Genomic DNA, 26785 nt, shown 5'->3' with positions numbered 1-26785 from the left:
TGCGCTCTCCTAAGTTTCTGTGTCCGCGATGACGGCGAGGCCGTCCTTGATGACCGGCTCGTCGCCGACGGTGGTCTCGTAGGCGTACGACGTTGCCCCGCCCGTGGATTCGCCGGACCGCCGGAACCGGGTGGCGATGTCCTGGCCGGGCAGCACGGGCTTCGCGAACCGCACCGCGAGACGGCGGAGGCGTTCGGTCCTGCCGTCGGCGAGTTCGGTGAGCGCCGCCCACGACGTGAACGCCATGGTGCACAGGCCGTGGTTGATGATCCCGGGCAGGCCGGACATCCGGGCGATCTCGTCGTCCAGGTGGATCGGCATCGGGTCACCGGATGCGGGGGAGTACCGGAACGTCTGGTCCTCGTCGATGTGCTGGGTGACCGATGCGACGGCGGCCTGTCCGCGCAGGGTCTCGTCGAACCGGTGGGCGGGTGCCTGCTCGCCGAGCCCGGCACCGGCGTCGACCTTGCGGAAGAAGGCAGTCATCCACTGCTCGTTGACCAGTTCGCCTTCCTCCGTCACGGTTTCGACGTAGACGACGACGGTGGAGCCGTTCTGGCGGCCCTCGAAACCGATCGGCTTCGCGCGGACCACGAGGTTGTCGCAGGGGAAGATCGGGCGGTGGAAGTGGAAGTCCTGCTCGCCGTGCACGAGTTTCATGAGCAGTTCGACCGGGGCGACGGACAGGGCGGCCGGCGCCATCGATGTGAACGCGGGGACCACGGCGAATACCGGGGGCGCCACCTCGCCCGCGAGGTGGCGTTCGATGGGATCGTTGGTGGCCGCCGCGTATTCGGCGATGCGCTCGGCGGTGACCTCGAACCGTTGCGGATCGGTCCACTCGCCGAGCCCGCTCGTGTCGAATTCGACTGTGGGGGTGGTCATGCGGATCAGCCCACCATGTCGGCGAACCCGGCCAGGGACGCCTCCAGATCTGCCTTCGCGTTCTTGGCGACGGCCTTGCCGATGGGGCCGACGATCATCGTGCCGGTGAAGCTCGCGTCGATGATCGCCTTGGAGCCGGCGCCGTCCGGCTCGACCTTCAGGGTGAATTCGACGGTCACCCCGGCCATGCCGGTGCCGGAGATCTTCACCCTCTCGGGCACCTCCACCTCGGTGACGGTCCACTCGATCTTGTTGGCCATGCCCATCACGGAGACGACCTCGGTGAACTTCGATCCCGGCGCGACCTCGGCCGGGATCTCGCTCTTCCAGGACTGGTGGATGGTGAGCCATTCTTCCCAGCGGGACAGGTTGGAGAGGGCGTCCCACGCCTTGTCGGGGGAGGCGGGCAGGGACGCTGCGACGGAGACGGAAGCCATGGTTACTCCTGGTGTTCTCGGCGAATTAAATGGTGAGAGAGAAGGATCAGAGTGCGCGGTAGGCGGTGACGACCACTGCGCCGCCGAGCCCGATGTTGTGCTGCAGCGCGACCGTGGCGCCGTCGACCTGACGCTTGTCGGCGGTCCCGCGCAGTTGCCAGGTGAGTTCGCTGCACTGCGCGAGCCCGGTGGCGCCGAGGGGATGTCCCTTGGAGATGAGACCGCCGGACGGATTGACCACCCAGCGCCCGCCGTACGTGGTGTCGTCGTTGTCGACGAGTTTGCCGCCCTCGCCCTCGCCGCACAGGCCGAGCGCCTCGTAGGTCAGCAGTTCGTTGGTGGAGAAGCAGTCGTGGAGTTCGATGACGTCGATGTCGTCCGGTCCGATGCCTGCCTGTTCGTAGACGCGGGCCGCGGCCGTGCGGGTCATGTCCGCGCCGACCAGGCTGATCGCGCTGCGGTCCTCGAACGTGCTGGGGAGGTCGGTGACCATGGACTGGCCGACGATCTCCACGGCCTGCCCGGCGAGGTCGTGCTCGTCGACGAACTTCTCGCTCACGACGACGACGGCACCGGAGCCGTCCGAGGTGGGGGAGCACTGCAGTTTGGTGAGCGGCCCGTAGATCGGCTTCGACCCGAGGATCTCGTCGAGCGTGTACTCGTCCTGGAACTGGGCGTACGGGTTGTTCTGCGAGTGGCGGTGGTTCTTCACGCCGATCCTGGCGAACTGTTCGGCCGTTGTGCCGAATCGCTCCATGTGTTCCTTGCCCGCGGCGCCGAACATGTACGGGGCGGGCGGCATCGCGAACTCCTGCAGCTCGGCGAGCGCGAGGAGGTGGCGCATCATCGGCTGTTCCCGGTCGTCGTACGTGGACCCGAGCGAACCGGCCTGCATCTTCTCGAATCCCAGCGCCAGCGCGCAGTCGACCTGACCGCTCCGGACGGCCTGCGTGGCGAGGAAGAGTGCCGTCGACCCCGTCGAACAGTTGTTGTTGACATTGACGATCGGAATGCCGGTGAGGCCGAGTTCGTAGACGGCCCGCTGTCCCGACGTCGACTCGCCGTACACGTATCCGACGTACGCCTGCTCCACGAGCCGGTACTCGATGCCCGCGTCCTCGAGGGCCCTGCCTCCGGCCTCGCGCGCCATGTCGGGGTAGTCCCACTCGCGTGCGCCCGGTTTCTCGAACTTCGTCATCCCGGCTCCGGCGACGAACACCCTGTTACCCATTGCGACTCCCTGAGTCCGAAAAATGTGTGTGACACCCTGTCTCATCAAAGTATGTGAGACAGGGTGTCCAGTCAACAGTCGGATGGGTAACGTATGGGCGATGCCGGAGAAAGTGGAAACCGCCGCGTCGCCCCAGGGCGACGGCCGCGCCACGCGCTGGGAGGACCACAAGGCGGAACGCCGCAGCCGGATTCTCGAAGCCGCGATGGAGGCCATCAACGAGGACGGCCCCGACGTGGGCGTTCAGCAGATCGCGAACCGCGCCGACGTGCCGCGGTCGGTGGTCTACCGGATCTTCACCGACCGCGGCGACCTCGACGAGCAGTTGCGCGGACGCATCATCGAGCGGCTGATGGCCGACCTCGCGCCCACGCTGACGCCGGAGGGAACGGTGGGCGAGGCGATCGCCCGCGCCGTCGAGACGTACCTGCGGTGGATCGTCGAATACCCACGCCTCCACCAATTCCTCGGCACCGGATCCCCGAGCAGGCGCACGACGGGTTCGCGCGTGGTGACGGGAACGAAGACCGCGATCGCACTCCAGTTGTCGGGTCTGCTCGCCACAGTGCTCGACACGGTGGCCGGCAATTCGGATCTGGCGGAGTCGCTGGCCTTCGGGTTGGTCGGACTCGTGGATGCGAGCGTCAACCGCTGGCTGAGCAACCCGCAGTCGGCGCTCGGCAGCGACGAACTGGCCGAGTTCCTCGAGGTGTCGATCTGGCAAGTGCTGCACGGCAATCTGGAGCGGATCGGCGTCGCCATCGACCCGTCGACCCCGGTGTCGGAACTGCAGTAGCCGGCAGGGCGTGGCCAGCTACCATGGCTTCCATGCCCTCCCGGCGAGGTTCACCGGCCGCTTCCGAGCAGGTCCGGGTGTCGGACACGGCGGTCGGCGACGCCGTCGCGCGCTTCGCCAGCGCCTGGGACGCCTCGGCGTCCGCCCCCGACCTCGCCGCCTACCTGCCGGTGTCGCCCGCGCTCCGCCGGGTCACGCTCATCGAACTGGTGAAGGTCGACCTGGAGAACCGCTGGCTCCGCGGCGACCACCCGAAGCGGCTCGCCGAATACTGTGAGGAGCTGCCCGAACTGCGGCGGTGGCCGTTGCCGCCGGACCTGTTGTACGAGGAGTTCCACATCCGCCGGCGCAGCGGCGAGTCGGTCGAGGCGAGCGAATACACGCAGAACTTTCCCGGTCAGGCAGGCCAGCTCGACGAACTGCTCGGCACCGGCGAGTACCACAGCACATCCCTCCATCGCGGGGAGACGACGCTGTCGGTGTATCCGGGGAGCGGCGGAACGCTCGACGATCTGGAGGTGGGCCAGCGGATAGACGATTTCGATCTCGTGACCGGTCTCGGCCGGGGCGCGTTCGCGCGGGTGTTCCTGGCCCGGCAGCGGTCGCTGCAACGGATGGTCGCCGTCAAGATCTCCCTGGACCACGGCACCGAGCCGCAGACCCTGGCCCAGTTCGACCACGACTACATCGTCCGCGTCTACGATCAACGCCTCCTCGCGGGCCGCGACCTCCGACTGCTGTACATGCAGTACGTCCCGGGCGGCACGCTGCTCGACGTGGTCGCCCGGGTTCGTGAGACGCCACCGGCCTCACGCAGCGGCGCCGTGCTGCTGGACGCGATCGACCGGGCCCTGGTCGGTCGAGGCGAGATCCGGCCCAGCGAATCCGGGGTGCGCCGAGAGGTCGCGGCGCTGACCTGGCCCGAGACGGTCGCCTGGCTCGGCCGGCGGCTGGCGGGGGCGCTCGACTATGCCGGACGCCGCGGCGTCCTGCACCGCGACGTCAAACCGGCGAACGTGCTGCTGACGGCGGAGGGCGTCCCGAAGCTCGCCGACTTCAACATCAGTTTCAGTCGCAACATCGCCGGGTCGAGTCCGGTCGCGTACTTCGGCGGCTCGCTGGCCTACATGTCACCCGAACAGCTCGAGGCGATCCACCCGGACCGGCCGGGCGCACCCGGCGATCTCGACACCCGCAGCGACCTGTATTCGCTCGGTGTCGTCCTCTGGGAGTTGCTGACCGGCAGAAGACCTTTCGACGACAGCGACGCCGAACTGCACTCCCACCCACCCGGCGACCGCACCACTCTCGACGCGATGCTGGCCCGGCGGCGCGGACCGGACGAACCGGCCGTCGACGCGCTGCCCGACGACTGTCCGAACGCGCTGCGGCGAGTGTTGCTGAAATCGCTGGCTCCTGCGCCGAAGGATCGGTTCTCCTCCGGTGCCGAACTCGCCCAGCAACTCGACGTCTGCCTCGACGCGCACGCCCGCGACCTGGTCGATCCGCCGCCGGGAAGCTGGCGGCTGCGGATGCGGCGGTGGACGCACCCGATCATGTTCCTGGCCATCGCAGTTCCCAATCTGCTGGCGATCCTCTACAGCTACCAGCACAACAGCACCCTGATCATCAGCAAGCTTCCGCCCGAAGCGCAGGAGAACTTCGAGCGGATCACCCGGATCGACTACACGGTCGCGTTTCTCATCGGAGCCGTGGGCACGGTGTCGATGGTGATCTACCTGACGGTGGTGGCCGGCGGCCTCCGGCGGGGGCGGGTATACACCGGCGCCCAGCTCGCCCGGGCGCGCCGCGACACCCTGCTGCTCGGTCAGCGGTGTGCACTTCTCTGCCTCGGTCTGTGGATCATCAGCGGGCTCGTCGTGCCGATCACGTTGGAGGTGAGCGGCAGTCAGGTCCCGTGGAACACGATCGTCCACTTCACCGCATCGCAGCTCGTCTGCGGAGCGATCGCGGTGGTCTACCCGTTCTTCTTCGTGAACTTCTACGCCGTCCGGTGCCTCTACCCGGTGTTTCTGCGGCACGGCGAGATCAGTGCGTCCGACGCCCGGATGTTGAAGCGGCTGGGGCGCCGCAGCACGTTCTTCCTCGCCGCGGCCGCTGCCGTGCCGCTGCTCGGGATCGCGGGGGCCACGTTCATTCCCCCGGAGGACCTGCCCCGGGTGATCGTCGCGCTCCGCGTCCTGTGCGTCGGCAGCGTCGTCGCGTTCGTGGCGGCCTACTGGATGTTCCGGATGCTGACGGAGGACCTGCAGGCGCTGGAGCGCGTCGTGTCCGGTGCGCCGCGGCACGAGTGATCAGGCGGAACCCGTCAACGTCAGCCACAGCAGCGAGACGTTGAGCACCACGATCAGCGACGCGGCAACCCAGGCGGCGACCGTGGTGGCCGTCGCGTTGCGGTGGACGCCCATCAGGTCGCGGCTCGACGTCATCCGCACGAGCGGGATCACGGCGAACGGGATGCACAGGCTCAGGACCACCTGACTGAGGACGAGCGCGAACGTGGGATCGACGCCGATCGCGAGTACGACGAGCGCGGGGATGAGCGTGACCACCCGGCGCAACAGCAGTGGGATCCGCATCGACAGCAGGCCGTACATGATCTCGGAGCCGGCCGCGCAACCGATCGACGTCGAGGCCAGGCCGGATGCCAGCAGTCCTACGGCGAAGACGACGGCGACCGTAGGGCCGAGCGAGTTCTGGATCGCCGCGTGCGCGCCGTCGATCGAATCGGTGCCGGGAAGGCCGCGCAGGGCGGACGCGGCGAGGAGCAGCATGCCGATGTTCACCGCGCCCGCCACGATCAGCGCACCGACCACGTCCCATTTCGTGACCCGCAGCAGTCGTGCGAGGCGCGGGCCTTCGAGGTCGTTCCCGTGCCGGTCGCGGGCGAGGGCGGAGTGGAGGTAGATGGCGTGCGGCATCACCGTGGCGCCGAGCATGCTCGCGGCCAGCAGCACCGTCTCGGTGCCCTCGAATCGCGGCACGAGACCGGCGAGTGCGTCCGTGCCCGACACGTCGGTGAACGCGAGTCCGGTGAGGAACCCGACGGTGATGATCGTCAGGAGTCCGATCACGACGAACTCGAACGTCCGCTGGCCGCGGCGGCTCTGGATCGAGAGGATGCCCATCGACACGACGCCCGTGATCAGGCCGCCGACGAAGAGGGGAACGCCGAACAGGAGATTGAGCGCGATCGCGCCGCCGATCACCTCGGCGAGGTCGGTGGCGACCGCCATCGCCTCTGCCTGCAGCCAGAACGCGCGACGGTTGCCGGTCCGGAGGCGGGTACCCAGCATTTCGGGCAGTGACTTGCCGGTGACCAGCCCGAGTTTCGCGGACAGGTACTGCACCAGCACGGCCATGGCGTTGGCGAGCACGAGGACCCAGACGAGCAGGTATCCGTACTTCGCGCCCGCGGTGAGGTTGGCGGCCACGTTGCCGGGGTCGACGTAGGCGATGGCCGCGACGAAAGCGGGTCCGAGGAGCGCGACTGTCCGGATGCTGCCCTTGCGGGGCGCGCGGCGCGGGAGGAGGGGTCTGGGGGCCTCGATGCTCACTGGACTCCTGATCGTGGTCGCGTCGATCTACCTGCTGATTCGTATATCCGGACTATAGAGTTAGGTGCGACGAACTTTCAAGTGCAGCGTCTGGTTCTGCGCGGAATCCCTACCCCCGGGCTATATTTACTAGAACGTGTTCTACCTATGGTGGGAAGGGGTCCCGATGGGCCAGGTTCTCGACAGAATCGAAGGCGTCGCCGAGGAGATCCGCGGACAGGCCGTGCGGTCGGAGGCGGACTGCCGGCTCACCGACACCGCCGCCGCCATTTTGCGCGACTCCGGGGCGATCCGGCTGCTGCAGCCCAAGCTGTACGGCGGCTACGAGGTGCACCCCCGCGAGTTCGCCGAGACCGTCATGGGAATTGCGGCACTCGACGGCGCGAGCGGATGGGTGGCCGGGATCGTCGGCGTGCACCCGTGGGAACTGGCCTTCGCGGACCCGCAGGTGCAGGAGGAGATCTGGGGCGAGGACAACGACACGTGGATGGCGTCGCCGTATGCGCCCATGGGTGTCGCGACACCCGTCGACGGCGGGTACGTGCTGAAGGGCCGCTGGTCGTTCTCGTCCGGAACCGACCACTGTCGGTGGGCCTTCCTCGGGGCGATGGTCGGTGACGGCGAGGGCGGCATCGCGATGCCGCCCTCGTCTCTGCACGTGATCCTGCCGCGCACCGACTATCAGATCGTCGAGGACACGTGGGACGTGATCGGACTGCGCGGAACGGGAAGCAAGGACCTCATCGTCGACGGCGCATTCGTCCCGGCCTACCGGACGTTGAACGCATCGAAGGTGATGGACGGGCGTGCTCAGAGGGAGGCGAGCAGGCCGGAGCCGCTGTTCAACATGCCCTATTCGTGCATGTTTCCGCTCGGCATCACCGCCGCCGTGATCGGCATCACCGAGGGCGCGCTCGCCTGTCACATCGCGGTGCAGAAGGACCGCGTCGCGATCACGGGCCAGAAGATCAAGGAAGACCCCTACGTTCTCAGTGCGATCGGGGAGTCCGCCGCCGAGATCAACGCGTCGCGGGTGTCGCTCATCGAGACCGCGGACCGGTTCTACGACAAGGTCGACGCCGGCAAGGAGATTACGTTCGAGGAGCGTGCGATCGGACGTCGCACCCAGATCGCCGCGGCCTGGCGCGCGGTGCGTGCCGTGGACGAGATCTTCGCGCGCGCCGGCGGCGGGGCACTGCACTACAAGACCCCGATGCAGCGGTTCTGGCGCGACGCCCACGCCGGCCTGGCGCACGCGGTCCACGTGCCCGGACCCACCAATCACGCGAGCGCGCTCACCCAGCTCGGCGGCGAACCGCAGGGAATGATGCGGGCCATGATCTAGGGCATGTCTCCCAATCCCCGTTTCGGCGCTCCTGGCGCCCAATCGCCGCCCTGCTGCGTTGTCGTCGGCGCCGATACAACAGCGGTATCGGCTTCTCCTCCGCCTTGCCGGACGACGATCGTGTCGCCAGGTGCATCCGAGAGGGATTGGGAGACACGCCCTAGTACTGCAACGGCACTTGCTTGACAGGTAAGAGATACTTGTTAGGTGGTTGTCGATCTGGTTGCTGCCGAGTTGGAAGCGTTGCATGAGCGGATCTCCGGTCGGTTCGCCCGGTCGGAACCGCGCACCCGGGTCCGTGAATATGTGACGGGTCTGGTTGCGGGTCTGGAACGCAAGAACGGGTGGACCCTCGCCGAGCGGGCCGGCGAAGTGAGCCCGGACGGGATGCAACGGCTGCTGCGGCGGGCGGACTGGGACGTCGACGGGGTCCGCGACGATGTGCGTGACTACGTGGTCGAACGGCTCGGTGACCGCGCCGGGGTGTTGATCGTCGACGACACCGGATTCCTCAAGAAGGGCACCCGCTCGGCCGGGGTGCAACGCCAGTACTCGGGCACCGCCGGGCGGGTGGAAAATTGCCAGATCGGGGTGTTCCTCGCCTACGCGAGCGCGGCCGGGCACGCGCTCATCGACCGGGAGCTGTACCTCCCCGAATCGTGGACCTCCGACCGGGACCGGTGCCGCGCCGCCGGGATCGGTGACGAGGTCGAGTTCGCGACCAAACCCGTGCTGGCGCAGCACATGATCCAACGCGCGCTCGATGCGAAGGTCCCGTTCACCTGGCTCACCGCCGACGAGGCGTACGGACAGGTGAAGTACCTGCGGGTCTGGCTCGAGGAACGCGATATTTCCTACGTGCTGGCCACCCGCCGCAACGACGACGTCTTCACTCCCGATGGGCGCACCGGCCGGGCCGACGAGATGATCGCCGCGGTCCCGCCGAAGCAGTGGCGCCGGATCTCCGCCGGAGACGGCGCGCACGGCCCGCGCGAGTATTCCTGGGTGCGGGTGCCCATCAGGATCGCCTGGGCACCCGGGCGGGGGCACTGGCTGCTCGCCCGCCGATCCCTGTCGGACCCGACCGAGATCGCGTACTACATCTGCGCCGGACCCCGGCGCACCACGCTCACCGAACTCGCCACCGTCGCCGGATCGCGGTGGCGGGTCGAGGAATGCTTCCAGCAGGCCAAGAACGAGGCCGGACTGGACCAGTACCAGGTGCGCACCTACCGGGCCTGGTACGCGCACACCACACTGTCGATGCTCGCCCTCGCCTGGCTTGCCGGCACGAAAACCGAAGCGATAAAGGGGGAATCGGGACAAACGATCAGGGCATGATCGCGTACACGGTACCCGAGATCCGGCGGCTGCTCGTGCATCTGATCCTGCGACACGCCCGCCCCGACGAGCACGTCTGGTCCTGGTCACACTGGCGGAGACGCCGACAGCACCAGGCCCGCATCTGTCACTACCGAACCCGCGGACATGTCCCATAAGTGCCGTTGCAGTACTAGGACGCCGGGGGCCGAGGCGCACGCCTCGACCCCGGGCATCGGATCAGAGTGCGGCCGCGGCGAATCCGGTCTCGAGGTCGGCGAGGATGTCGTCGATCCCCTCGATGCCGACGGCGAGCCGGACCAGTCCGGGCGTCACACCGGCAGCGAGCTGCTCCTCCGGGGTGAGCTGCGAGTGCGTCGTCGACGCGGGGTGGATCACGAGCGAGCGCACGTCGCCGATGTTCGCGACGTGGCTGTGCAGAGTGAGCGCGTTGACGAACTTCTTCCCGGCATCGACACCGCCGGCCAGTTCGAACGTCACGATCGCCCCGGCACCCTTCGGCGTGAGCTGCCGTGCGCGCTCGTGCCACTGAGAGGACGGCAGACCGGCGTAGGCCACGGACGTGACCTCCGGGCGCGCCTCGAGGAACTCCGCCACCTTCTGCGCGTTGGCGACGTGCCGCTCCACGCGCAGGCTGAGGGTCTCGATGCCCTGCGCGATGAGGAACGCGTTGAACGGGGCGACCGCGGAACCGAGGTCGCGCAGCAACTGCACGCGCGCCTTCAGTGCGTAGGCCGGTGCACCGAGGTCCGCGAAGACGACACCGTGGTAGCTCGGGTCCGGAGTGGTGAAGCCCGCGTGCCGGCCCTGGGTCCAGTCGAACGTGCCGCCGTCGACGATGACTCCGGCGATCGCCGTGCCGTGACCACCGAGGTACTTGGTGGCCGAGTGCACCACGATGTCGGCACCGTGCTTCAGCGGCTGCAGCAGGTACGGGGTGGCCACCGTGTTGTCCACGATCAGCGGGATCCCGTTGTCGTGACCCACCTTCGAGATGCCCGGGATGTCCAGGATGTGGTTCTTCGGGTTGGCGATCGTCTCACCGTAGAACGCCTTGGTGTTCGGGCGGACGGCGCTGCGCCACTGTTCGAGGTCGTCGGGGTCTTCGACGAACGAGACCTCGATGCCGAGCTTGGGCAGCGTGTAGTGGAAGAGGTTGTAGGTGCCGCCGTACAGGTACGGGCTGGAGACGATGTGGTCGCCCGCCTCCGCGAGGTTCAGCACCGCAAAGGTTTCCGCGGCCTGACCCGAGGACAGGAGCAGGGCGGCGACGCCGCCTTCGAGGGCGGCGATGCGCTGCTCGACCGCGTCCTGCGTGGGGTTCATGATCCGGGTGTAGATGTTGCCCGGCTCGGCCAGACCGAACAGGGCGGCAGCGTGATCGGTGCTGTCGAACGTGTACGAGGTGGTCTGGTAGATCGGCAGCGCCCGCGCCTTGGTAGTCGCGTCGGATGTCTGCCCGGCGTGGATCTGCTTGGTCTCGAACGACCAGTTGACAGTGGGATCGATAGTCTCGGTCACGAGTGGTGTCCTCCGGATTCGGTGAGGTGGATGTGGTGAATCAGTTGTCGCCGGTGAGTGTTTCGACCACGGTGTGGACCGGGGTCTGGTTCCGGGTCAGGTCGAGGACGGGGCAGTGCGCATCGACGGCTTCCTGCAGTGCGAGGTAGCGCTCCTGCGATTCCGGGCCGGTCAGCGTCACGACGACCCGCACTTCGCCGAACCCGGGACGGACGGCGTCGTCGAAGCCGAAGAACCCGCGCACGTCGAGATCGCCCTCCGCGCGCGCCGAGATGTCGTCGACGCGGATGCCGAGCTTCTCGGCCCAGAAGCGGTAGGTCACCACCTGGCAGGACAGTAGTGAAGCGAGGTAGTACTCCACCGGATTGGCGGCGGAGTGGTCGCCGCCGAGCGCCGGTGGCTCGTCCACCTCCACGCTGTACTTGCCGAGCGACACGGTGCTCGCGACGGCGTCGTGTGCCTCGGCGGAGGCGCGGAAGACGACGTGAGCGTTCGCGGAATCCTGGGAGACGGCGTCGCGGGTGGCGCCGATGACGGACGCAAGATGTGAAACGGATGCAGTGGTCACGTGAATACGAATCCTTCGAAAACGTGGGTGTGCAGGAAGAACCCGGCGTGGAGACGATCACGCCGGGACGGGTCCGATCAGGAGATCGGACACCCCGAGGTACACACCAGCGCGAAATCGACATGGCGGCGCCGCGTCAGCAGCTCGCCTGAGTCGATCACACGGGATTCGGTCACGGATGAGACTGTAACCGCACGACACGCATTCCGACCAGTCCCATAGGAAATTCCGCTCACCCAGTGGGCAGCGCGCGGCACAGGGCGTCGAGCGTGGCCGAGAACCGCGCGGACGACGGTGTGCTGTAGCCGACGACGAGCCCGTCGGGCCGGTTCGCGGGACCGTCGGGATGACGGAACGTGCGCAGACCCTCCACCGCGAGACCGAGGGACGCGGCCCGCTCGAGGGTGGCCGCCTCCGTCCCGGTCGGAAGTTCGAGGACGGCATGCAACCCGGCCGCGATGCCGGTGACGTGCACGTGGGGTGCGCGGGCGGCGAGGGTCTCGACGAGGGTGTCGCGCCGGCGGCGGTACAGGGTGCGCATCCTGCGGACGTGCCGATCGAACGCGCCCCGTTCGATGAAGTCGGCCAGGGTGAGCTGGTCCGTCGCGCTGACCCATCGCTCGTACACACCCTTGACTGCCAGGACGTCGTCGATGAGGCGTTCCGGCAGCACCATCCACCCCACCCGGATCGCGGGGGAAAGGGATTTGCTCACCGTGCCCAGATACACCACCCGGTCGGGGGCCAGACCCTGCAGGGCGCCGACAGGTTGACGGTCGTACCGGAACTCGCCGTCGTAGTCGTCCTCGATCACGATCCCACCCGTCGTGCGCGCCCATTCCACGAAAGCCGTTCTCCTGTCGGGATGAAGCGGCCCGCCGGTGGGGAATTGATGAGCCGGGGTGAGCAGGCACGCCGACAGGCGTTGCCCCGTCGCATCCGGGGGCTGCGCTCCGCGGGTGTCGAGCTGCAGGGGGACAGTGGCGACTCCGGCGTCGCCGAGAAGTTCACGGTGCAGGTGCAGCCCGTATCCCTCGACGGCCATCGGTCCCTGCACGGCGCGGGCGAGCAGCCACAGCCCGTGGCCCGAGCTCGCGCTGACCACGATGCGGTCGGGATCGGTGCGCACTCCTCTTGCGCGAGAGAGATATTCGGCGAGGGCGTTGCGGAGTTCGGTGCGCCCGCGGGGATCGCCGGGGCCGAACGCGTCGTTGGGCGCCGCGGTGAGCGCCCGGCGGGCCGACGTCATCCAGGCGGCACGAGGGAACTCCGCGACATCGGGCGAGCCGGGCATCAGGCTCAGAGTCGGACGTGCGACGGTGGCGGCCGGGGTGCGTGTGCGACGCGGCGCCTCGCCCACGCGGTCGGCGACCCGGGTCCCCGACCCTTGCCGGGCGGTGAGCCAGCCCTCCGCCACCAGTTCGGAGTACGCCTCGGCGACGGTGTTGCGGGCGACGCCGAGGTCGAGCGCCAGGGTGCGGGAGGGTGGCAGGGTGGTGCCGGCGACGAGCCGTCCCGAGCGAATCGACTCGCGCAGCGCCGAGATCAGGTGTGCGCGCACCCCGGACGAGCGCGTCCTGCCGGACGCCGTGAGCTCCAGGTGCAGGTCGCGGCCCAGGCCCGAATTGGCCCAAGATTCCATGGATGAATTGAACCACGGAGATGGGCTATTGCGCGCCTACTGTTCTTCGTATGACCACGACAGAGCGCACGACCCGAGTCGATCTCGCCCGCAAGGCACCCGCCGTCTACAAGGCGATGATCGCCCTCGACGCCGCAGCACGGCAGGGCCTGGATCCGGAACTGGTCGAGCTGGTACTCACCCGCTGCTCCCAGATCAACCACTGCGCGTGGTGCATCGACATGCACACCGCCGACGCCCGCAGGATCGGCATCTCCGAACAGAAGCTGTACCTGCTGGGCGCGTGGGAGGAAGCGCACGGCCTGTACACCGACAGGGAGCGCGCGGCGTTCGCGCTCGCCGAGGCGATCACCGTGCTGACCGACGGCTTCGTCCCCGACTCGGTGTACGAGGAGGCCGAGGAGTACTTCGACGAGACCGAACTGGCTCAGCTCATCTCGCTGGTGCTCATGATCAATGCGTGGAATCGCATCGCCGTGAGCACCCGCAAGACCCCGCGGGTGCGCTGAGCGCGCGGCGAAGGCCTTGTGTTCACGGGAGCCCGCACGACTGAGTCACTCAGGCGATGTCGAGGGCGGTGACCTGCGCCGATCGATGTTGCTGCGCCAGTTGACGGTAGACCGCGGCATTGGCGGCGTTGTGGGCCACCTCGTCGTCGGTGAGTTCTCGGCGAACCTTTGCGGGCACGCCGGCGACGAGTGACCGCGGCGGAACTCGGGTTCCTTCCAGCACCAGCGCGCCTGCCGCGATCAGCGACTGTGCGCCGATCACCGCGCCGTTGAGGATCGTGGCACCCATACCGACGAGGGCGCCGTCCTCCACGGTGCAGCCGTGCAGGACGGCGTTGTGTCCCACGCTGACGTCCCGGCCGACGACGACGGGGAAGCCCGGGTCGACGTGAACAGCCACTCCGTCCTGGATGTTGCTTCCCTCGCCGAGGGTGATGGAATCACAATCGGCCCGCAGCACGGCGCCGTACCAGACGCTGGCCTCCGCGCCGAGGGTTGCGGCGCCGATCACCGCGGCCGTGGGCGCGACCCAGGTGGTCTTCTCCGCGCGCGGCGAACTTCCATTGATCGCAACGACGTGTGGTTCTCTCACCGTGTTCTCCTCCTGTCGAGATTGGACTCCTGCTGCACTGCGCAGCGTCCTGTCGTCCATTGTCGTGTGGAGCGGACTCCGCGCATTGCCAATTGTGACTGCTACCGACCTGGCTGGGGCAGTACGCATCGCCATCGTGCCGACGTCTTTCCAAGGCTGACCGGCACGTCTCACAGCGCGGCGTCGGTCGCGGTGAACTTTGTGTACTTTAATCTTCATGTAATGGACTGTTGTCCAATAGTTTTCGATTCAACTGTGCGAATAATGCTGCCACAGTGACACATGCCACAAGATCGCGTCCGTTTCGGGCGTTTCGTCGTTCTCCGCCCGTAAGGTGACGACATGTCGATCCTCGAGAACGAGAAAGCACCCCCATCCGGTGCCCCCGCCCCCGGACCGACCCTCAGTGAAAGGTTCCGAAATAACGCGCGATACGACCTGCCCGCGTCACTCGTCGTCTTCCTCGTCGCCCTGCCCCTCTCGCTCGGTATCGCGATCGCGTCCGACGCGCCGATCATGGCCGGCCTCATCGCCGCCATCGTCGGTGGTGTGGTGGCAGGGTCGATCGGTGGCTCACCGCTCCAGGTCAGCGGTCCAGCCGCCGGATTGACCGTGGTGGTAGCAGAATTGGTCGCCACCTTCGGCTGGAAGTCCACGTGCGCGATCACCGTCGCGGCCGGTCTCCTCCAAATCATCTTCGGGCTCAGCCGAATTGCGCGTGCCGCACTGGCCATCGCCCCGGTCGTGGTCCACGCCATGCTGGCCGGAATCGGAATCACGATCGCGCTCCAGCAGATTCACGTCCTCCTCGGTGGGAGCTCACACAGCTCGACCGTCGAGAACATCACGCAACTCCCCGGGCAGCTCACGTCCGCCCGGTACGGCGACGTCCTCGTCGGATCGGTCGTCATCGTCGTCCTGCTGTTCTGGAAGAAGATCCCCGGCAAACTCCGGGTGCTCCCCGGACCACTGGTGGCCGTCGTCGCCGCCACCGTTCTGTCCCTGTCCTTCCCGCTCGACATCGATCGAATCACGTTGGACGGCTCCCTGTTCGACGCCGTGGCACTGCCCTCCATGCCGGACGGGCCGTGGCTCGCCGTGGCCACCGGTGTCCTCACCGTCGCGCTGATCGCCAGCGTCGAGAGTCTGCTGTCCGCGGTCGCCGTCGACAAGATGCACGGCGGGACACGTTCGGAGTTCAACCGCGAACTCGTCGGTCAGGGCTCGGCCAACATGATCTCGGGTCTCATCGGTGGCCTGCCGGTCACCGGTGTCATCGTGCGCAGCTCCACCAACGTCGCCGCCGGGGCACGCACCCGGGCGTCCGCCATCCTGCACGGAGTGTGGATCCTCGTCTTCGCGGCCCTGCTCACCGGTCTCGTCGAGCAGATCCCGATGGCAGCGCTCGCCGGCCTCCTCATCGTGATCGGCATCCAGCTCGTCAAACTCGCCCACTTGCGTACCGCGCGGCGCACCGGTGACCTGTGGGTGTACGGCGTCACCGTCGGCGGCGTCGTCTTCCTCAACCTCCTCGAGGGCGTCATCATCGGTCTCGCACTCGCAGTGGTCCTGTTGCTGTGGCGGGTCATCCATCCCAAGATGCGGGCCGAGCCGGTCGGCTCCGAAGACTCCGGGCGGTGGCGCGTGACCGTCGAGGGGTCGTGCAGCTTCCTGTCCATGCCCGCACTGACCGGACTGCTCGCGAAGGTGCCCGAGGGTGCGCACGTCACCGTGGAACTGGCGGTCGACTTCCTCGACCACGCCATGTTCGAAGCGATCGACGACTGGAAGCGTCACCACGAGAACAAGGGCGGAACGGTCGTGATCGACGCGCTCGGTCCCGTCGACATGGCCGAGGTCGGTGCGTCGCCGCCCCGCCGCGGCATCGGGGTGGCGAGCCCCCGCGGGTTCGCCCCATGGAAGAGCTGGCAGCCGCGGCACACCGACACCGACGAGAACACCACACCGGCGGCGCTCCGGCCCGTCCTCGCGGGAGTGTCGGAATACCACCGACGCAACGCGGCGCAGCTGCAGCCGCACCTCGACGAACTGCGGGACGGGCAGCGCCCCGACTCCCTGTTCCTCACCTGCTCCGATTCACGCATCGTCCCGAACGTGATCACGAGCAGCGGTCCCGGCGACCTGTTCACGGTGCGCAACGTGGGCAACCTCGTGCCGACCGGCAGGCAGGACGTCTCCGTGGAGGCGGGACTGGCGTTCGCGCTCGACGAACTCGAGGTCAGCTCGGTGATCGTGTGCGGCCACTCCGGCTGCGGTGCGATGAAGGCCGTGCTGGCGAGTGCGCCCGGTGGGGCGGAGGCGTCGGATCGCGACGCCGTCGAGCAGTGGCTCACGTTCGCGCAACCGAGCCGGAAGGCGTTCGACAGCGGTCATCCCGTGGCGCGTGCCGCAGCCGAACTCGGATTCGACGAGGTCGACCAGCTCGGCATGGTGAACGTGGCGGTCCAGGTGCAAACCCTCGGGCGCCATCCCCTCGTCGGCGCAGCGGCGGCCGAGGGCCGAGTACGCGTCGCGGGAATGTTCTTCGACATTCCGTCCGCGCGCGTACTCGAGATCACCTCGACCGGTGTGTCCTACCTGGACCACGTCCCCACATGATTCAGAGGAGATGGACCCTCTTGTAGAGGCGCTTCGACGGGCCGCCGACGAGGCCGACGCTATCGAGGAACTGCATCAACTTGGAACCGGACGTCCGGACGGTGTCCTTGTAGTGCTGGTTGTTCTTGGCCTCGGCGGCGGCCCGCTTCGGGTCGAGACCGGCGTTCTCGTACACCTCCTTGCGGATCATGCTCTTCATCACGAAGTACACGACCGCGGCGGTGTTGAGCCGCTCGATCTGGAGGCGGGCCCAGCTGGCGCCCTCGATGCGACGGCCGACCTCCTCGCGTGCGAAGCGGATGTGGCGGGCCTCCTCGAGTACGTGGATCTTGCTCACCGTGCGGGTGACGGGCTGCACGCGCTCGTCCTTCATGAAGTCGCGCTGCATCATGTCGAGGATCTCCTCGGCGGCCATCACGCTGGCATACGCGTTGGCGCCGCGGAAGAAGCCACCCCAGATGCGTCCGAGCTTGTGGATCGCCGGGTGCGGGCCGTAGCTCGGCATGTTGAGGCGTTCGCCGGCGCGGGCGAACATCACCGAGTGGCGGCACTCGTCGGCCACCTCGGTGAGCGCGAACTGCACGTGGCGCGAGTGCTTGTCGCGGCCGTACACGTCGCGCAGCAGCATCTGCATGAGCAGGATCTCGAACCACAGTCCGACGCTGGAGACGCTGGCGGCCTCGTGCTTGGTGAGCTCGATCTTCTGCGCATCGGTCATCTCGTCCCAGAGGGCCGTGCCGTAGAGCGTGCTCCACTCGGGAGTGAGACCGAACTTGTCGTCGGGAATCGGTGCTTCCCAGTCGACCTCGACCATCGGGTCGTAGGACTTGCGTGCCGACGACGCCAGCAGGCGCTGGGCGGTCTCTTCGCGGTCGGAGACGACGATCGATGCGGTCATCACTACCCCTTGATCTGTGACTAGGCGGTCAACTAACTGTGACATTCAGTAACTGATACTGAACGATACAGCGACGGCCGTCACAAGAGCAACGTCCACTCAGTCGACGTCGGCCAGTTCCGTCGGCGATTCGGCCTTCGGCACGGAACCCTTCCGCCCGGGAGCCCACATCGCGAGCAGCAGCGACGCGGCGAACAACACGCAGGCCAGGACGGTGGATGCCTCGTCGAAACCCTTCAGGAACGAATCCCGCGCGAACGTCGCCAACTGCTCACCCTGCGGGCCCGCAACCTCGGCGACCTGCAGTGCCGCGGCCAGTGAACTGGACACCGGCTCCTTCGCGGCCTCCGGAACGGCGTCGACCGCCGGCTGCACGTGGGTGGCGTACCCCGCGGCCAGGACGCTGCCCGCCAGGGCGACTCCGATGGCCGAACCGATCTCGCGTGCCGTGTCGTTGACGGCCGACGCGACACCCTGCTTCGCGTCGGGGGTGTTTTGCACGATGGCAGCCGTCGCGGGCGCCGTGCACAGTCCGATACCGAACGCGGCCACGATCAGCGGGCCGCACACCTCCGCGTAGCTCGAATGCGCATCGAGCCGCACCAGCAGGAGGATGCCCAGCCCGAGCAGTGCGGAGCCGGATGCGAGCAGCGGCCGGAGCCCGACGTGCGGGATGAGCATCGGCATGACCGCGGACATCGCCACGACTGGCACGGCGATGGGGGCGAGCGCGAGTGCGGACTGCAGTGGGGAGTAGTTCAGGACCAGTTGGAGGTACTGCACGACGAGGAAGAACAGGCCGAGGGAGGCCAGGAACTGCAGCAGCAGCGACATGGATCCCGAGCCGAAGGCGCGGTTGGCGAACAGCCGGACGTCGAGGAGGGGGCGCTTTCTGCGCAGTTCCACCAGGGCGAACGTGGCCGCGGCGGCGAGCCCGCCGATGAGCAGTCCGAGCACGACGGGATCCAGCCAGCCGCGCTGCGGCGCCTCGATGGTTCCCAGGACGAACAATCCGACCGCGGCCGCGATCAGCCCGGTGCCCGGCAGGTCCAGCGGTGGGCGTTCGGTCTCCCGGGACGAGGAGATGGTGAAGCCCGTGACGAAGATCAGGGCGGACACCACGGTGAGGCTGATGAAGATGGAGTGCCACGACCACCTCTCGAGCAGCAGCCCGGAGACGAGCAGGCCGGCGATTGCGCCGGAACCCGCGACGCCCGACCAGATGCCCACGGCCCTACCCCGGTGTGCGGGCGGAAAACCCGCGGTGAGCAGCGACAATGTCGCGGGCATCACGAGGGCGGCGCCGACGCCGGCCATTGCCCGGGAACCGATGATCCATTCGGGTGCGTCGTTGACGATGGGAATCGCGGTGGCAACGCCGAAGATCAGCAGCCCGGCCATGAGCAGTCCGCGCCGGCCGTACCGGTCGCCGAGTGCGCCCGCCGGAAGCAGCAGGGCGGCCAGGGTCAGGGTGTAGCCGTCGACGATCCACGTCAGCTGGCTCTGGGTCGCGCCCGTGTCGCGGGCGAGGTCGGGGAGCGCGGTGTTCAGTGCCGCCATCGCCGCGACGACGAGGGCGACAGCGCAGCACGAGACCGTGAGCATCCATATCTGCCGCAGGGTCCAGCCCGCGTTCTCCGGTTGATCCGTCCGTGCGTGTGGTGCCTCGTTCCGAGGGTGCACGACACTCCTCCCGATAGAAATAAGACTGTCAGTATCGTTGGTAGACTGACAGTTCACAAGAGGTCGGGCAATGGCAGGAACGGGCGGTGCAGATGACCGAGCAGGATCCCCGCAGGCAGCGCTCTCGGGCGCGACTTCTCGACGCCGCGACAACTCTCCTCGCGAAGGGCGGCACGGACGCCGTCACGATCGACGCCGTCACCAAGCTGGCGAAGGTGGCCCGCGCCACCCTCTACCGGCACTTCGCCAACGGCACCGAACTGGTTGCCGCGGCCTTCGGGCGGCTGATACCGCCCGCCCCGACGGTGCCCGCGGAAGGCGACCTCCGGGACCGGCTGGTCGAGTTGATGGTCAGTCAGGCCAAACTCATCGAGAGTGCCCCGATGAACGTGACGGCGATGTGCTGGCTGGGCATGGGCCCCGCGCTGGAGGACTACTCGAGTGCCGACGAGATCGAATCGGACAAACCGGAACTCCGCACGCTCAGGCAGACGATCGTCGCGCAGTACCGGGCGGCGTTCGATCAGGTCTTCGGGACACCCGAGGCGGCGGAACGCCTCGGCGAATTCGACTACGACCTCGCCCTCGCGCAGCTCATCGGACCGCTCGTCTTCACCCGGCTCGCCACCCTCACCCCGCTGGGACGCGCCGCGTGTGAGCAGATCGTCGACGACTTCCTCGCCGCCCGCGCCGCCCAGGTCGAAGCCGGTGCCGGCACGCCGACGCTGATCGAGATACCGCCTGCTCAGGCATTATGACGTCGACAGCTCAGCGAGTCGTCATTACCGTGGCAGTGCGCGCGGCACCCGATGCCGCGCATGTCGAATGAATGGTGTGGGAAGGTTTCTCGATGATCACTGATGCACTCAACTGGCTCCTCGGTGCGTGGGGCGGCGTCGCCGCCGGCAGCAGCGGATACTCCATCCCGCCCGGAACCCTTCCCTTCGGAAGCTGACGGTCGTCAGGCGTCCCGGTTACGGCGCAGCACGAACTGCTCGAGCCTGCGTATCCCTCGAACGCGTCGTGGGCGTAACTGTTTGAGGTAGTAATCGGGCGCTTCGGCGAGTTCGTGGGCGAGTTCCTCGTCGATCAGCACCGTGCCGGGACGCGCCGAACCGGTGAGTCGCGCCGCGGTGTTGACGACGGAGCCGTAGAGGTCGCCGAACCGGACGAGCACCGGACCCATCGCGAGACCGACCCGCAGTTCGGGGTCCGTCGCGTCCGGCAGCACCCGCTCCTGCAACTGCAGGGCGATCTCCGCCGCAGCGGCCGGCGATTCGACGGCGAACATCACCTCGTCGCCGACCGTCTTCACCACCCACCCCTGATGCCCACCGATCACCGTCGTCGACGCCGACTCGAATCGTTCCAGCAGATCGGCCAGTTCCCGGGCGCCGAGCTGACGCGTCAGCGACGTGTACCCGACGATGTCCGCGAATCCGACCACCAGATTCCGGCTCGCGACCTCCTCGCCGGGGTTCCCCACGTTGCGCCCGGTGGTCGAGGCGACGTGCCTGCGCCACACGTACGCCTGCAGCGACTCGACCGCCGGAAGGATCTCGGCGGTGAGCTCCCGCACCTGCTCCCGGATCGCCTGCTCGTCGCTACCCGCCGAGCCCGCGAGCTGATCGACGATATGAGTGCTGATCAGCGACACCTGCCATTCGGCGAGCCGCGACAACGACTGACCGAGAGCGCGGGCCGCCGCCACTTCGCGCTCCGGCGAGATGATCCCCCGGTCGACGAGCGACGCCATGGTGCGTAGCGCGGCGGCGTCCCCCTCGGTGAACATGACGCTGTCCGGGTCGATGTCGACCGCGAAACCCATCGATACCCACAAGCGGTCCGCTCGCTCGAGGGACACACCCGCGACGTCGGCGATCTCGGCCCGTGTGAAGCGGCGGGGCCCGCCGAGGAGCGACTCCTCGAGATCCGCCTGGACGTCACGGAGCAGGCTCGGCGAGATCTCCGTCGTCGTTGCGGCCTCTTCGCCGTTGTCGGATGATTCCGAGGTCACGTCGTTCCTCTCGAATTGTTCGATGCGCACGCGCGGTCGCCCTCAATCTGCCACTGTGCGAGCCCGTCCGATGCGGAAACGTCGGTGGCGTGTGCGAGAGTTGCGGTGCTCACGAGCGTAACCAGGAGACAGACCAGAAAGGACAGCGCATGCCGCCCCGTAGACGTTCCGGCGCCGCCGCACCGGATCACCTGACCGCGGAGAATCTCGAGACCCTCGCTGCCGCGATCGCGGAAGGCAAGCGGGCCACCGTGTATCTGCGCGAGGCGATGCCCAGCCTCGGGCTCGAGGCCGGAGCCTCGGCGAAAGTTATCGCGGTGCAAGGCAATACGGTCCAAATCCGCCCCAAGGGCGTCGACGACGAGCTTCCTTTCGAAGCGGAGGAGCTCATGATGAGACGAATTCCGGCACCCAAGCCGGCGGCCGCGCCCGCCGCCCCCGCGGCGCCGGTGGTGCATCAGGAGATCGAGCCCGGTCCGCCGCCCGCCCCCAAGGCTCCCGCCGCGAAGACCGTCGCGACGCCGCAGCCCGCCGCCGCGGTCCCGAAACCCGCCGCGGCACCGGCCAAACGCGCCGGCAAGAAGGTGCCCGCGGGAGTGAGCGTCACCATCCACGCCGGGGCCGACAACGACTGGAGCGTCACCGTCGCCCACGGCGCGAAGCGTCCCGGCAAGGCCGTTCCCGTGTCGCCGGATGCCGTCGAGCGGGCGGTCCGGGAACTCGGGGAGGAGACCGCGATCGAAGCGGTCGAGTCGATCATCGTCGCCGCACGCAACCTCGCGGCCGCCCGGGTCGACGAGCTGAGCCGGCAACTCGAGGACGCACGCAAAGCGCTGGAGGCGCTCGGCGCCGTCGACTAGCTCCCGGGCGAGCAACGGTCGCGGTCTCTACATCGGCATTCCCCCACGCAGGGCTTGTGCGGGTGGGATTCTTATGGGGAGACACGCGGCCGTCGGGGCTCATCCGGGAAGGTTCGAAAAATGTTGAAACGATTCGCGGCGGTTGTTGCGGCGACAGCGGGAATTCTGGGATTCGTTGCGGCGGGGTCCGCGACAGCAGCTCCGGCCGCCGTCTTGGGGGGCGGTTCGGGGATCGTGGTGAACGACGAACTCGTCTGTTCGCTCACCACCATCGGACACGACAACGCGGGCCGGCTCGTCGGACTGACGGCCGGCCACTGCGGTGAGGCGGGCTCGTACGTGGTGCCGGAGGCCAACCAGGACGCCGGCATCGTCGGCGAGTTCGTCGTCTCCAATCCCGCCCTCGACTACGCGGTGATCCAGTTCGACCCCAAGAAGGTCGTCCCGGTCAACCGGGTCGGCGGAGTCACCATCACGCAGATCGGCGCACCGGCAGCCTTCCCGCAGGTGGCGTGCAAGGAAGGCCGCACCACGGGAAACACGTGCGGCATCGTCTACGGCGACCTCATGCAGACGGGGGAGACGTGGACCCAGGCCTGCGTGATCGAAGGTGACTCCGGCGCACCGATGGTCGTGGGGACGACCCTCGTGGCCATGGTCAACGCCTACCTGGCGGCGCCGTGCGTCGGCCCGGAGATCGGCACCAACCTCAATTCGATCGTCGCCGACATGAACGCGAGCGGCGGTCCGGGCGCCGGGTTCCGACCCATTTAGGCCCTCCGGGCTCGTGAGTGGTGAGCGAGTCTCCGGACTCGTCAACCACTCACGGGCGCGAAGCGCCTACCCGCAGACCGCGCCACCCGAGGCGGAACCGACGAGCTTCGTGTACTTGGCGAGGACCCCGCGGGTGTAGCGCGGGGGCAGGGGCTCCCATCCGTTCTTCCGGCCGGCCAGTTCCTCTTCGTCGACGAGCAGTTCCAGCGTGCCCGTTCCGACATCCAATCGGATCTGATCGCCGTCGCGGACGAAGGCGATCGGACCACCGTCGACGGCTTCCGGTGCCACGTGGCCGACGCACAGGCCGGTGGTGCCGCCGGAGAATCGGCCGTCGGTGAGCAGCAGTACGTCCTTGCCCAGTCCGGCGCCCTTGATGGCCCCCGTGATCGCGAGCATCTCACGCATGCCGGGACCGCCCTTGGGACCCTCGTAGCGGATGACGACGACGTCGCCGTTCGTGATGGTGCCGTCCTCGAGGGCGTCCATCGCGGCCCGCTCCCGTTCGAAGACGCGGGCGGTGCCGGTGAAGACGTCGGAGTCGAAGCCGGCCGACTTCACCACCGCGCCGCCGGGGGCCAGGGAACCCTTGAGGATCGTGATGCCGCCGGTCGGATGGATGGGTGAGTTCATGGCGCGGAGCACCTTGCCGTCCGGGTCGGGGGGCGCGATGTCCGCCAGGTTCTCGGCCATGGTCTTCCCGGTGACGGTGAGGCAGTCGCCGTGCAGCATCCCGGCGTCGAGCAGGGCCTTCATGATGACGGGGACGCCGCCGATGTGGTCGACGTCCTTCATCACGTGCTTGCCGAACGGTTTGACGTCCGCGAGGTGCGGGACGCGGGCGCCGACGCGGGAGAAGTCGTCGAGGGTCAGTTCCACGTCGGCCTCGCTGGCGATCGCCAGCAGGTGCAGGACCGCGTTGGTGGACCCGCCGAATGCCATGACCACGGCGATGGCGTTCTCGAACGCCTCCTTGGTGAGGATGTCCCGGGCGGTGATGCCGCGGCGCAGCAGTTCGACGACGGCTTCGCCGCTGCGCCTCGCGAATCCGTCGCGACGGCGGTCGGTGGCGGGCGGGGACGCGCTGCCCGGCAGCGACATCCCGAGCGCCTCGGCGGCGCTGGCCATGGTGTTCGCGGTGTACATCCCGCCGCACGCGCCCTCCCCGGGACAGATGGCGCGCTCGATGGCGTCGACGTCCTCACGGCTCATCAGGCCGCGGGAGCAGGCGCCGACCGCCTCGAACGCGTCGATGATGGTGACGTCGCGTTCGGTGCCGTCGGACATTTTGGCGATGCCCGGCAGGATCGAACCGGCGTAGAGGAACACGCTCGCGAGATCCAGGCGGGCCGCGGCCATCAGCATGCCGGGCAGCGACTTGTCGCAACCGGCGAGCAGCACCGATCCGTCGAGGCGTTCGGCCTGCATCACCGTTTCCACACTGTCGGCGATCACCTCACGGGAGACGAGGGAGAAGTGCATGCCCTCGTGTCCCATGGAGATGCCGTCGGACACGGAGATGGTGCCGAACTCCATGGGATATCCGCCGCCCGCGTGGACGCCTTCCTTGACGGCCTTCGCGAGCCGGTCGAGGGACAGGTTGCAGGGGGTGATCTCGTTCCAGGACGACGCCACACCGATCTGCGACTTGCCCCAGTCGTCGTCGCCCATGCCCACCGCACGGAGCATGCCGCGTGCTGCGGTCTTCTCCAGTCCGTCGGTGACGTCGCGGCTGCGGGGTTTCGGATCCGGAGTACTCATGCATCCCAGCGTAGGCGGGACCCTCGGTGCCGGTTGGTTAAACGCGTTGCCGGGGATCGCGACCGGTCAGGGCGATCAGGCGATCCTGCAGTGGCGCGTCGGCGGGAACGTCGACGGGGTCGTCGAACAGCCCGCTCTCGGACAGCATCTCGCGTTGGCTGTCGAGATCCGACCAGATGCCGGCGACGAGTTGCGGGTCGAGCGTGTCGTCGGATCCGGTGGCCTTGGCGAGGTCCCACGCGTGGATGGTGACGTCGGCGATCTGCTGCCGCAGATACGGCTCGAGCGGCACCGTGCCGTAGGACAGGTGCACCGGCGTCTGCGGGTCCGTCGACGACCACGCCCGGATGGCCGCGTCGGAGTAACGCTGCCATTCCAACCTCATGTCGCCGTGCAGGGGCTCGATGTCCGGGGTGGCTTCGCCGACCGTCTTCCCGGCGAGCAGCGGCGGAACCCATTGCTGTTCCTCGATGACGTGCCGCACCAGTTGGGTGACGTCCCATTCGCGGTCCGGCGTGGGGGCCGACCAGTCGGTGATCGCGGCGACCCGGGCGCCGAACTCGCGGTGGGCGATGCGCCCGAGTTCGATCCAGTCGAATGCCATGCCCCCAGGGTAGAGCCCGCGGGGTCACGATCAGCTCGATTCCAAACGATGCACCTGTCGGGGTGCTCGGGAAGGATGGGCGCATGACCAACATCCCCACCGTGCAGTTGTCCGAAGGCTTCACCGTCAGTGCGCAGGGCTACGGCGCCATGTCCGTCGCGCCCGTCTACGGCCCCGTCGATCCCGCGGAGGCGCTGGCGACCCTCCACCACGCGATCGACATCGGCGTGACATTCATCGACACGGCCAACGTCTACGGCGAGGGCGCGAGCGAGATCGCGGTGGGCACGGTGCTGAAGGAACGCCGCGACGAGGTGCAGTTGGCCACCAAGTTCGGGCTCGTCGGCAACATCGCGAACGGTCAGCGCAGCATCAACGGCAAGCCCGAGTACGTGGCGCAGGCCCTCGACGAATCGCTGACCCGGCTCGGCGTCGACACCGTCGACCTCTACTACCTGCACCGCGTCGACCCCGAGGTGCCGATCGAGGACACCGTCGGCGCGATCGCGGAACAGGTGAAGGCCGGGAAGGTCCGTAACATCGGACTGTCGGAGGCCACCGGCGACGAGCTCCGGCGTGCGTCGCGTGTGCACCCCATCGCCGCGATTCAGAGCGAGTGGAGCATCTGGAGTCGCGACGTCGAGAAGCACGTGGTCCCCGCGGCGGCGGAACTGGGCATCGGGTTCGTGCCGTACTCCCCGGTCGGCCGGGGCTTCCTCACCGGAACGTACGACCCGGCCGCGCTGGGCGACAAGGATCTGCGTCGCCGGTTCCCCCGCTTCGGCGACGACGCGCTGCCGGCGAACCTGAAGGTGCTCGACGTCGTCCGCGAGGTCGCTGCCGAACTCGACGCGACGCCCGCCCAGGTGTCGTTGGCGTGGCTCGATGCGAAGGGCCGCGAGTTCGGGTTGCCGTCCGTGTCGATTCCCGGCACCCGGTTCGCGGCGCGTGTGACGGAGAACGCCGGAGCGCTCTCGGTGGCGTTGACCGAAGGTCAGATCGCGCGCCTGGACCTGCTCGCGGACCTGACCGTGGGCACCCGCTCCGCCGATCAGGCGTGGGTGTCGCAGGGCCGGGAGTGACTTCACCCGGCGGGTAATACCTGCTGGGGGGTAGTTTGATCT

Annotated in this window: 23 protein-coding genes; 10 read left to right on the top strand and 13 right to left on the bottom strand. The window is 68.0% G+C overall.

Annotated features, from left to right (window positions below):
• Positions 1-9 precede the first annotated feature (9 nt).
• From RJ1_RS31315 to RJ1_RS31305, 3 genes are read right to left on the bottom strand one after another with little or no spacing between them, the layout of a single operon-like run.
• Positions 10-885, bottom strand: a complete 876-nt coding sequence (locus RJ1_RS31315) for a MaoC/PaaZ C-terminal domain-containing protein (protein ID WP_073366389.1) — start codon at positions 883-885, stop codon at positions 10-12.
• Positions 886-890: 5 nt separating this feature from the next.
• A complete protein-coding gene (locus RJ1_RS31310) occupies positions 891-1322 on the bottom strand; it encodes a type II toxin-antitoxin system Rv0910 family toxin (protein WP_073366388.1) in 432 nt (143 codons plus the stop codon).
• Positions 1323-1368: 46 nt separating this feature from the next.
• Positions 1369-2553, bottom strand: coding sequence for a lipid-transfer protein (locus RJ1_RS31305; RefSeq protein WP_073366387.1), 1185 nt, complete (start codon positions 2551-2553; stop codon positions 1369-1371).
• Between the two features lie 100 nt (positions 2554-2653).
• Between RJ1_RS31305 and RJ1_RS31300 the strand changes: the two genes are divergently transcribed.
• Both RJ1_RS31300 and RJ1_RS31295 read left to right on the top strand, forming a co-directional pair.
• Complete coding sequence (locus RJ1_RS31300) at positions 2654-3349, top strand: TetR/AcrR family transcriptional regulator (RefSeq protein ID WP_073366386.1); 696 nt, start codon at positions 2654-2656, stop codon at positions 3347-3349.
• Positions 3350-3372: 23 nt separating this feature from the next.
• Positions 3373-5664 carry a serine/threonine-protein kinase gene (locus tag RJ1_RS31295; protein ID WP_162850363.1) on the top strand — a complete coding sequence of 764 codons (2292 nt, stop codon included), beginning with the start codon at positions 3373-3375 and terminating at the stop codon, positions 5662-5664.
• On the opposite strand, the gene RJ1_RS31290 is transcribed toward RJ1_RS31295, so the two are convergent.
• Entirely contained in the window at positions 5665-6927 is a 1263-nt protein-coding gene (locus RJ1_RS31290; protein WP_073366384.1) for an Nramp family divalent metal transporter, read from the bottom strand.
• 166 nt (positions 6928-7093) lie between these two features.
• Here RJ1_RS31290 and RJ1_RS31285 point away from each other — a divergent pair, with 166 nt between their 5' ends.
• Both RJ1_RS31285 and RJ1_RS31280 read left to right on the top strand, forming a co-directional pair.
• The gene (locus tag RJ1_RS31285) at positions 7094-8272 is read left to right on the top strand and encodes an acyl-CoA dehydrogenase family protein (protein ID WP_073366383.1); all 1179 of its coding nucleotides are present in this window, start codon (positions 7094-7096) and stop codon (positions 8270-8272) included.
• A gap of 207 nt (positions 8273-8479) precedes the next feature.
• Positions 8480-9613, top strand: coding sequence for an IS701 family transposase (locus RJ1_RS31280; protein WP_083400637.1), 1134 nt, complete (start codon positions 8480-8482; stop codon positions 9611-9613).
• A gap of 219 nt (positions 9614-9832) precedes the next feature.
• On the opposite strand, the gene RJ1_RS31275 is transcribed toward RJ1_RS31280, so the two are convergent.
• From RJ1_RS31275 to pdxR, 3 genes are all read right to left on the bottom strand, one after another.
• Complete coding sequence (locus tag RJ1_RS31275) at positions 9833-11134, bottom strand: bifunctional o-acetylhomoserine/o-acetylserine sulfhydrylase (RefSeq protein ID WP_073366382.1); 1302 nt, start codon at positions 11132-11134, stop codon at positions 9833-9835.
• Between the two features lie 40 nt (positions 11135-11174).
• On the bottom strand, positions 11175-11702 hold the full coding sequence (locus tag RJ1_RS31270) for an OsmC family protein (RefSeq protein WP_073366381.1): 528 nt from the start codon (positions 11700-11702) through the stop codon (positions 11175-11177).
• Between the two features lie 232 nt (positions 11703-11934).
• Positions 11935-13344: a MocR-like pyridoxine biosynthesis transcription factor PdxR gene (pdxR, locus tag RJ1_RS31265; RefSeq protein WP_073366380.1), complete on the bottom strand. Its 1410-nt coding sequence runs from the start codon at positions 13342-13344 to the stop codon at positions 11935-11937.
• 50 nt (positions 13345-13394) lie between these two features.
• Between pdxR and RJ1_RS31260 the strand changes: the two genes are divergently transcribed.
• Positions 13395-13853 (top strand): carboxymuconolactone decarboxylase family protein, encoded by a 459-nt coding sequence (locus RJ1_RS31260; RefSeq protein WP_073366379.1) that lies wholly within the window; start codon positions 13395-13397, stop codon positions 13851-13853.
• A gap of 49 nt (positions 13854-13902) precedes the next feature.
• Here RJ1_RS31260 and RJ1_RS31255 read toward each other — a convergent pair whose 3' ends face one another.
• Positions 13903-14445 (bottom strand): gamma carbonic anhydrase family protein, encoded by a 543-nt coding sequence (locus tag RJ1_RS31255; protein ID WP_205415380.1) that lies wholly within the window; start codon positions 14443-14445, stop codon positions 13903-13905.
• A 342-nt stretch (positions 14446-14787) separates the two neighbouring features.
• Between RJ1_RS31255 and RJ1_RS31250 the strand changes: the two genes are divergently transcribed.
• Positions 14788-17064 (top strand): SulP family inorganic anion transporter, encoded by a 2277-nt coding sequence (locus RJ1_RS31250; protein WP_073366377.1) that lies wholly within the window; start codon positions 14788-14790, stop codon positions 17062-17064.
• Position 17065: 1 nt separating this feature from the next.
• Here RJ1_RS31250 and RJ1_RS31245 read toward each other — a convergent pair whose 3' ends face one another.
• Positions 17066-17962, bottom strand: a complete 897-nt coding sequence (locus tag RJ1_RS31245) for an AurF N-oxygenase family protein (protein WP_073366376.1) — start codon at positions 17960-17962, stop codon at positions 17066-17068.
• A gap of 99 nt (positions 17963-18061) precedes the next feature.
• Positions 18062-19567 carry an MFS transporter gene (locus RJ1_RS31240; protein WP_240320032.1) on the bottom strand — a complete coding sequence of 502 codons (1506 nt, stop codon included), beginning with the start codon at positions 19565-19567 and terminating at the stop codon, positions 18062-18064.
• A 164-nt stretch (positions 19568-19731) separates the two neighbouring features.
• Here RJ1_RS31240 and RJ1_RS31235 point away from each other — a divergent pair, with 164 nt between their 5' ends.
• Positions 19732-20403, top strand: coding sequence for a TetR/AcrR family transcriptional regulator (locus tag RJ1_RS31235; RefSeq protein ID WP_083400638.1), 672 nt, complete (start codon positions 19732-19734; stop codon positions 20401-20403).
• A 203-nt stretch (positions 20404-20606) separates the two neighbouring features.
• On the opposite strand, the gene RJ1_RS31230 is transcribed toward RJ1_RS31235, so the two are convergent.
• The gene (locus RJ1_RS31230) at positions 20607-21662 is read right to left on the bottom strand and encodes an adenylate/guanylate cyclase domain-containing protein (protein WP_073366400.1); all 1056 of its coding nucleotides are present in this window, start codon (positions 21660-21662) and stop codon (positions 20607-20609) included.
• A gap of 149 nt (positions 21663-21811) precedes the next feature.
• Between RJ1_RS31230 and RJ1_RS31225 the strand changes: the two genes are divergently transcribed.
• Positions 21812-22522, top strand: a complete 711-nt coding sequence (locus RJ1_RS31225) for a DUF6319 family protein (protein ID WP_073366374.1) — start codon at positions 21812-21814, stop codon at positions 22520-22522.
• Positions 22523-22642: 120 nt separating this feature from the next.
• A complete protein-coding gene (locus RJ1_RS31220) occupies positions 22643-23296 on the top strand; it encodes a S1 family peptidase (RefSeq protein WP_073366373.1) in 654 nt (217 codons plus the stop codon).
• 66 nt (positions 23297-23362) lie between these two features.
• Here the strand turns inward: RJ1_RS31220 and ilvD are convergent, their stop codons facing one another.
• Both ilvD and RJ1_RS31210 read right to left on the bottom strand, forming a co-directional pair.
• Positions 23363-25057, bottom strand: coding sequence for a dihydroxy-acid dehydratase (gene ilvD / locus RJ1_RS31215; protein ID WP_073366372.1), 1695 nt, complete (start codon positions 25055-25057; stop codon positions 23363-23365).
• A 37-nt stretch (positions 25058-25094) separates the two neighbouring features.
• Entirely contained in the window at positions 25095-25661 is a 567-nt protein-coding gene (locus RJ1_RS31210) for a TIGR03086 family metal-binding protein (RefSeq protein WP_073366371.1), read from the bottom strand.
• 83 nt (positions 25662-25744) lie between these two features.
• Here RJ1_RS31210 and RJ1_RS31205 point away from each other — a divergent pair, with 83 nt between their 5' ends.
• Positions 25745-26743, top strand: a complete 999-nt coding sequence (locus RJ1_RS31205; RefSeq protein WP_073366370.1) for an aldo/keto reductase — start codon at positions 25745-25747, stop codon at positions 26741-26743.
• Positions 26744-26785 lie beyond the last annotated feature (42 nt).

Origin of the sequence: Rhodococcus jostii NBRC 16295, assembly GCF_001894825.1 — a bacterium.
GTDB classification, from domain to species: Bacteria; Actinomycetota; Actinomycetes; order Mycobacteriales; family Mycobacteriaceae; genus Rhodococcus_F; species Rhodococcus_F jostii.
Note: the sequence above shows the minus strand (reverse complement) of the source record. Positions and strands in the feature narration are given on the sequence as shown.

Coding starts and splice junctions, on each gene's coding strand:
- RJ1_RS31315 (WP_073366389.1), bottom strand. CDS start 885: ATGACCACCCCCACAGTCGAATTCGACACGAGCGGGCTCGGCGAGTGG.
- RJ1_RS31310 (WP_073366388.1), bottom strand. CDS start 1,322: ATGGCTTCCGTCTCCGTCGCAGCGTCCCTGCCCGCCTCCCCCGACAAG.
- RJ1_RS31305 (WP_073366387.1), bottom strand. CDS start 2,553: ATGGGTAACAGGGTGTTCGTCGCCGGAGCCGGGATGACGAAGTTCGAG.
- RJ1_RS31300 (WP_073366386.1), top strand. CDS start 2,654: ATGCCGGAGAAAGTGGAAACCGCCGCGTCGCCCCAGGGCGACGGCCGC.
- RJ1_RS31295 (WP_162850363.1), top strand. CDS start 3,373: ATGGCTTCCATGCCCTCCCGGCGAGGTTCACCGGCCGCTTCCGAGCAG.
- RJ1_RS31285 (WP_073366383.1), top strand. CDS start 7,094: ATGGGCCAGGTTCTCGACAGAATCGAAGGCGTCGCCGAGGAGATCCGC.
- pdxR (WP_073366380.1), bottom strand. CDS start 13,344: ATGGAATCTTGGGCCAATTCGGGCCTGGGCCGCGACCTGCACCTGGAG.
- RJ1_RS31260 (WP_073366379.1), top strand. CDS start 13,395: ATGACCACGACAGAGCGCACGACCCGAGTCGATCTCGCCCGCAAGGCA.
- RJ1_RS31250 (WP_073366377.1), top strand. CDS start 14,788: ATGTCGATCCTCGAGAACGAGAAAGCACCCCCATCCGGTGCCCCCGCC.
- RJ1_RS31245 (WP_073366376.1), bottom strand. CDS start 17,962: ATGACCGCATCGATCGTCGTCTCCGACCGCGAAGAGACCGCCCAGCGC.
- RJ1_RS31240 (WP_240320032.1), bottom strand. CDS start 19,567: ATGCTCACGGTCTCGTGCTGCGCTGTCGCCCTCGTCGTCGCGGCGATG.
- RJ1_RS31225 (WP_073366374.1), top strand. CDS start 21,812: ATGCCGCCCCGTAGACGTTCCGGCGCCGCCGCACCGGATCACCTGACC.
- RJ1_RS31220 (WP_073366373.1), top strand. CDS start 22,643: ATGTTGAAACGATTCGCGGCGGTTGTTGCGGCGACAGCGGGAATTCTG.
- ilvD (WP_073366372.1), bottom strand. CDS start 25,057: ATGAGTACTCCGGATCCGAAACCCCGCAGCCGCGACGTCACCGACGGA.
- RJ1_RS31210 (WP_073366371.1), bottom strand. CDS start 25,661: ATGGCATTCGACTGGATCGAACTCGGGCGCATCGCCCACCGCGAGTTC.
- RJ1_RS31205 (WP_073366370.1), top strand. CDS start 25,745: ATGACCAACATCCCCACCGTGCAGTTGTCCGAAGGCTTCACCGTCAGT.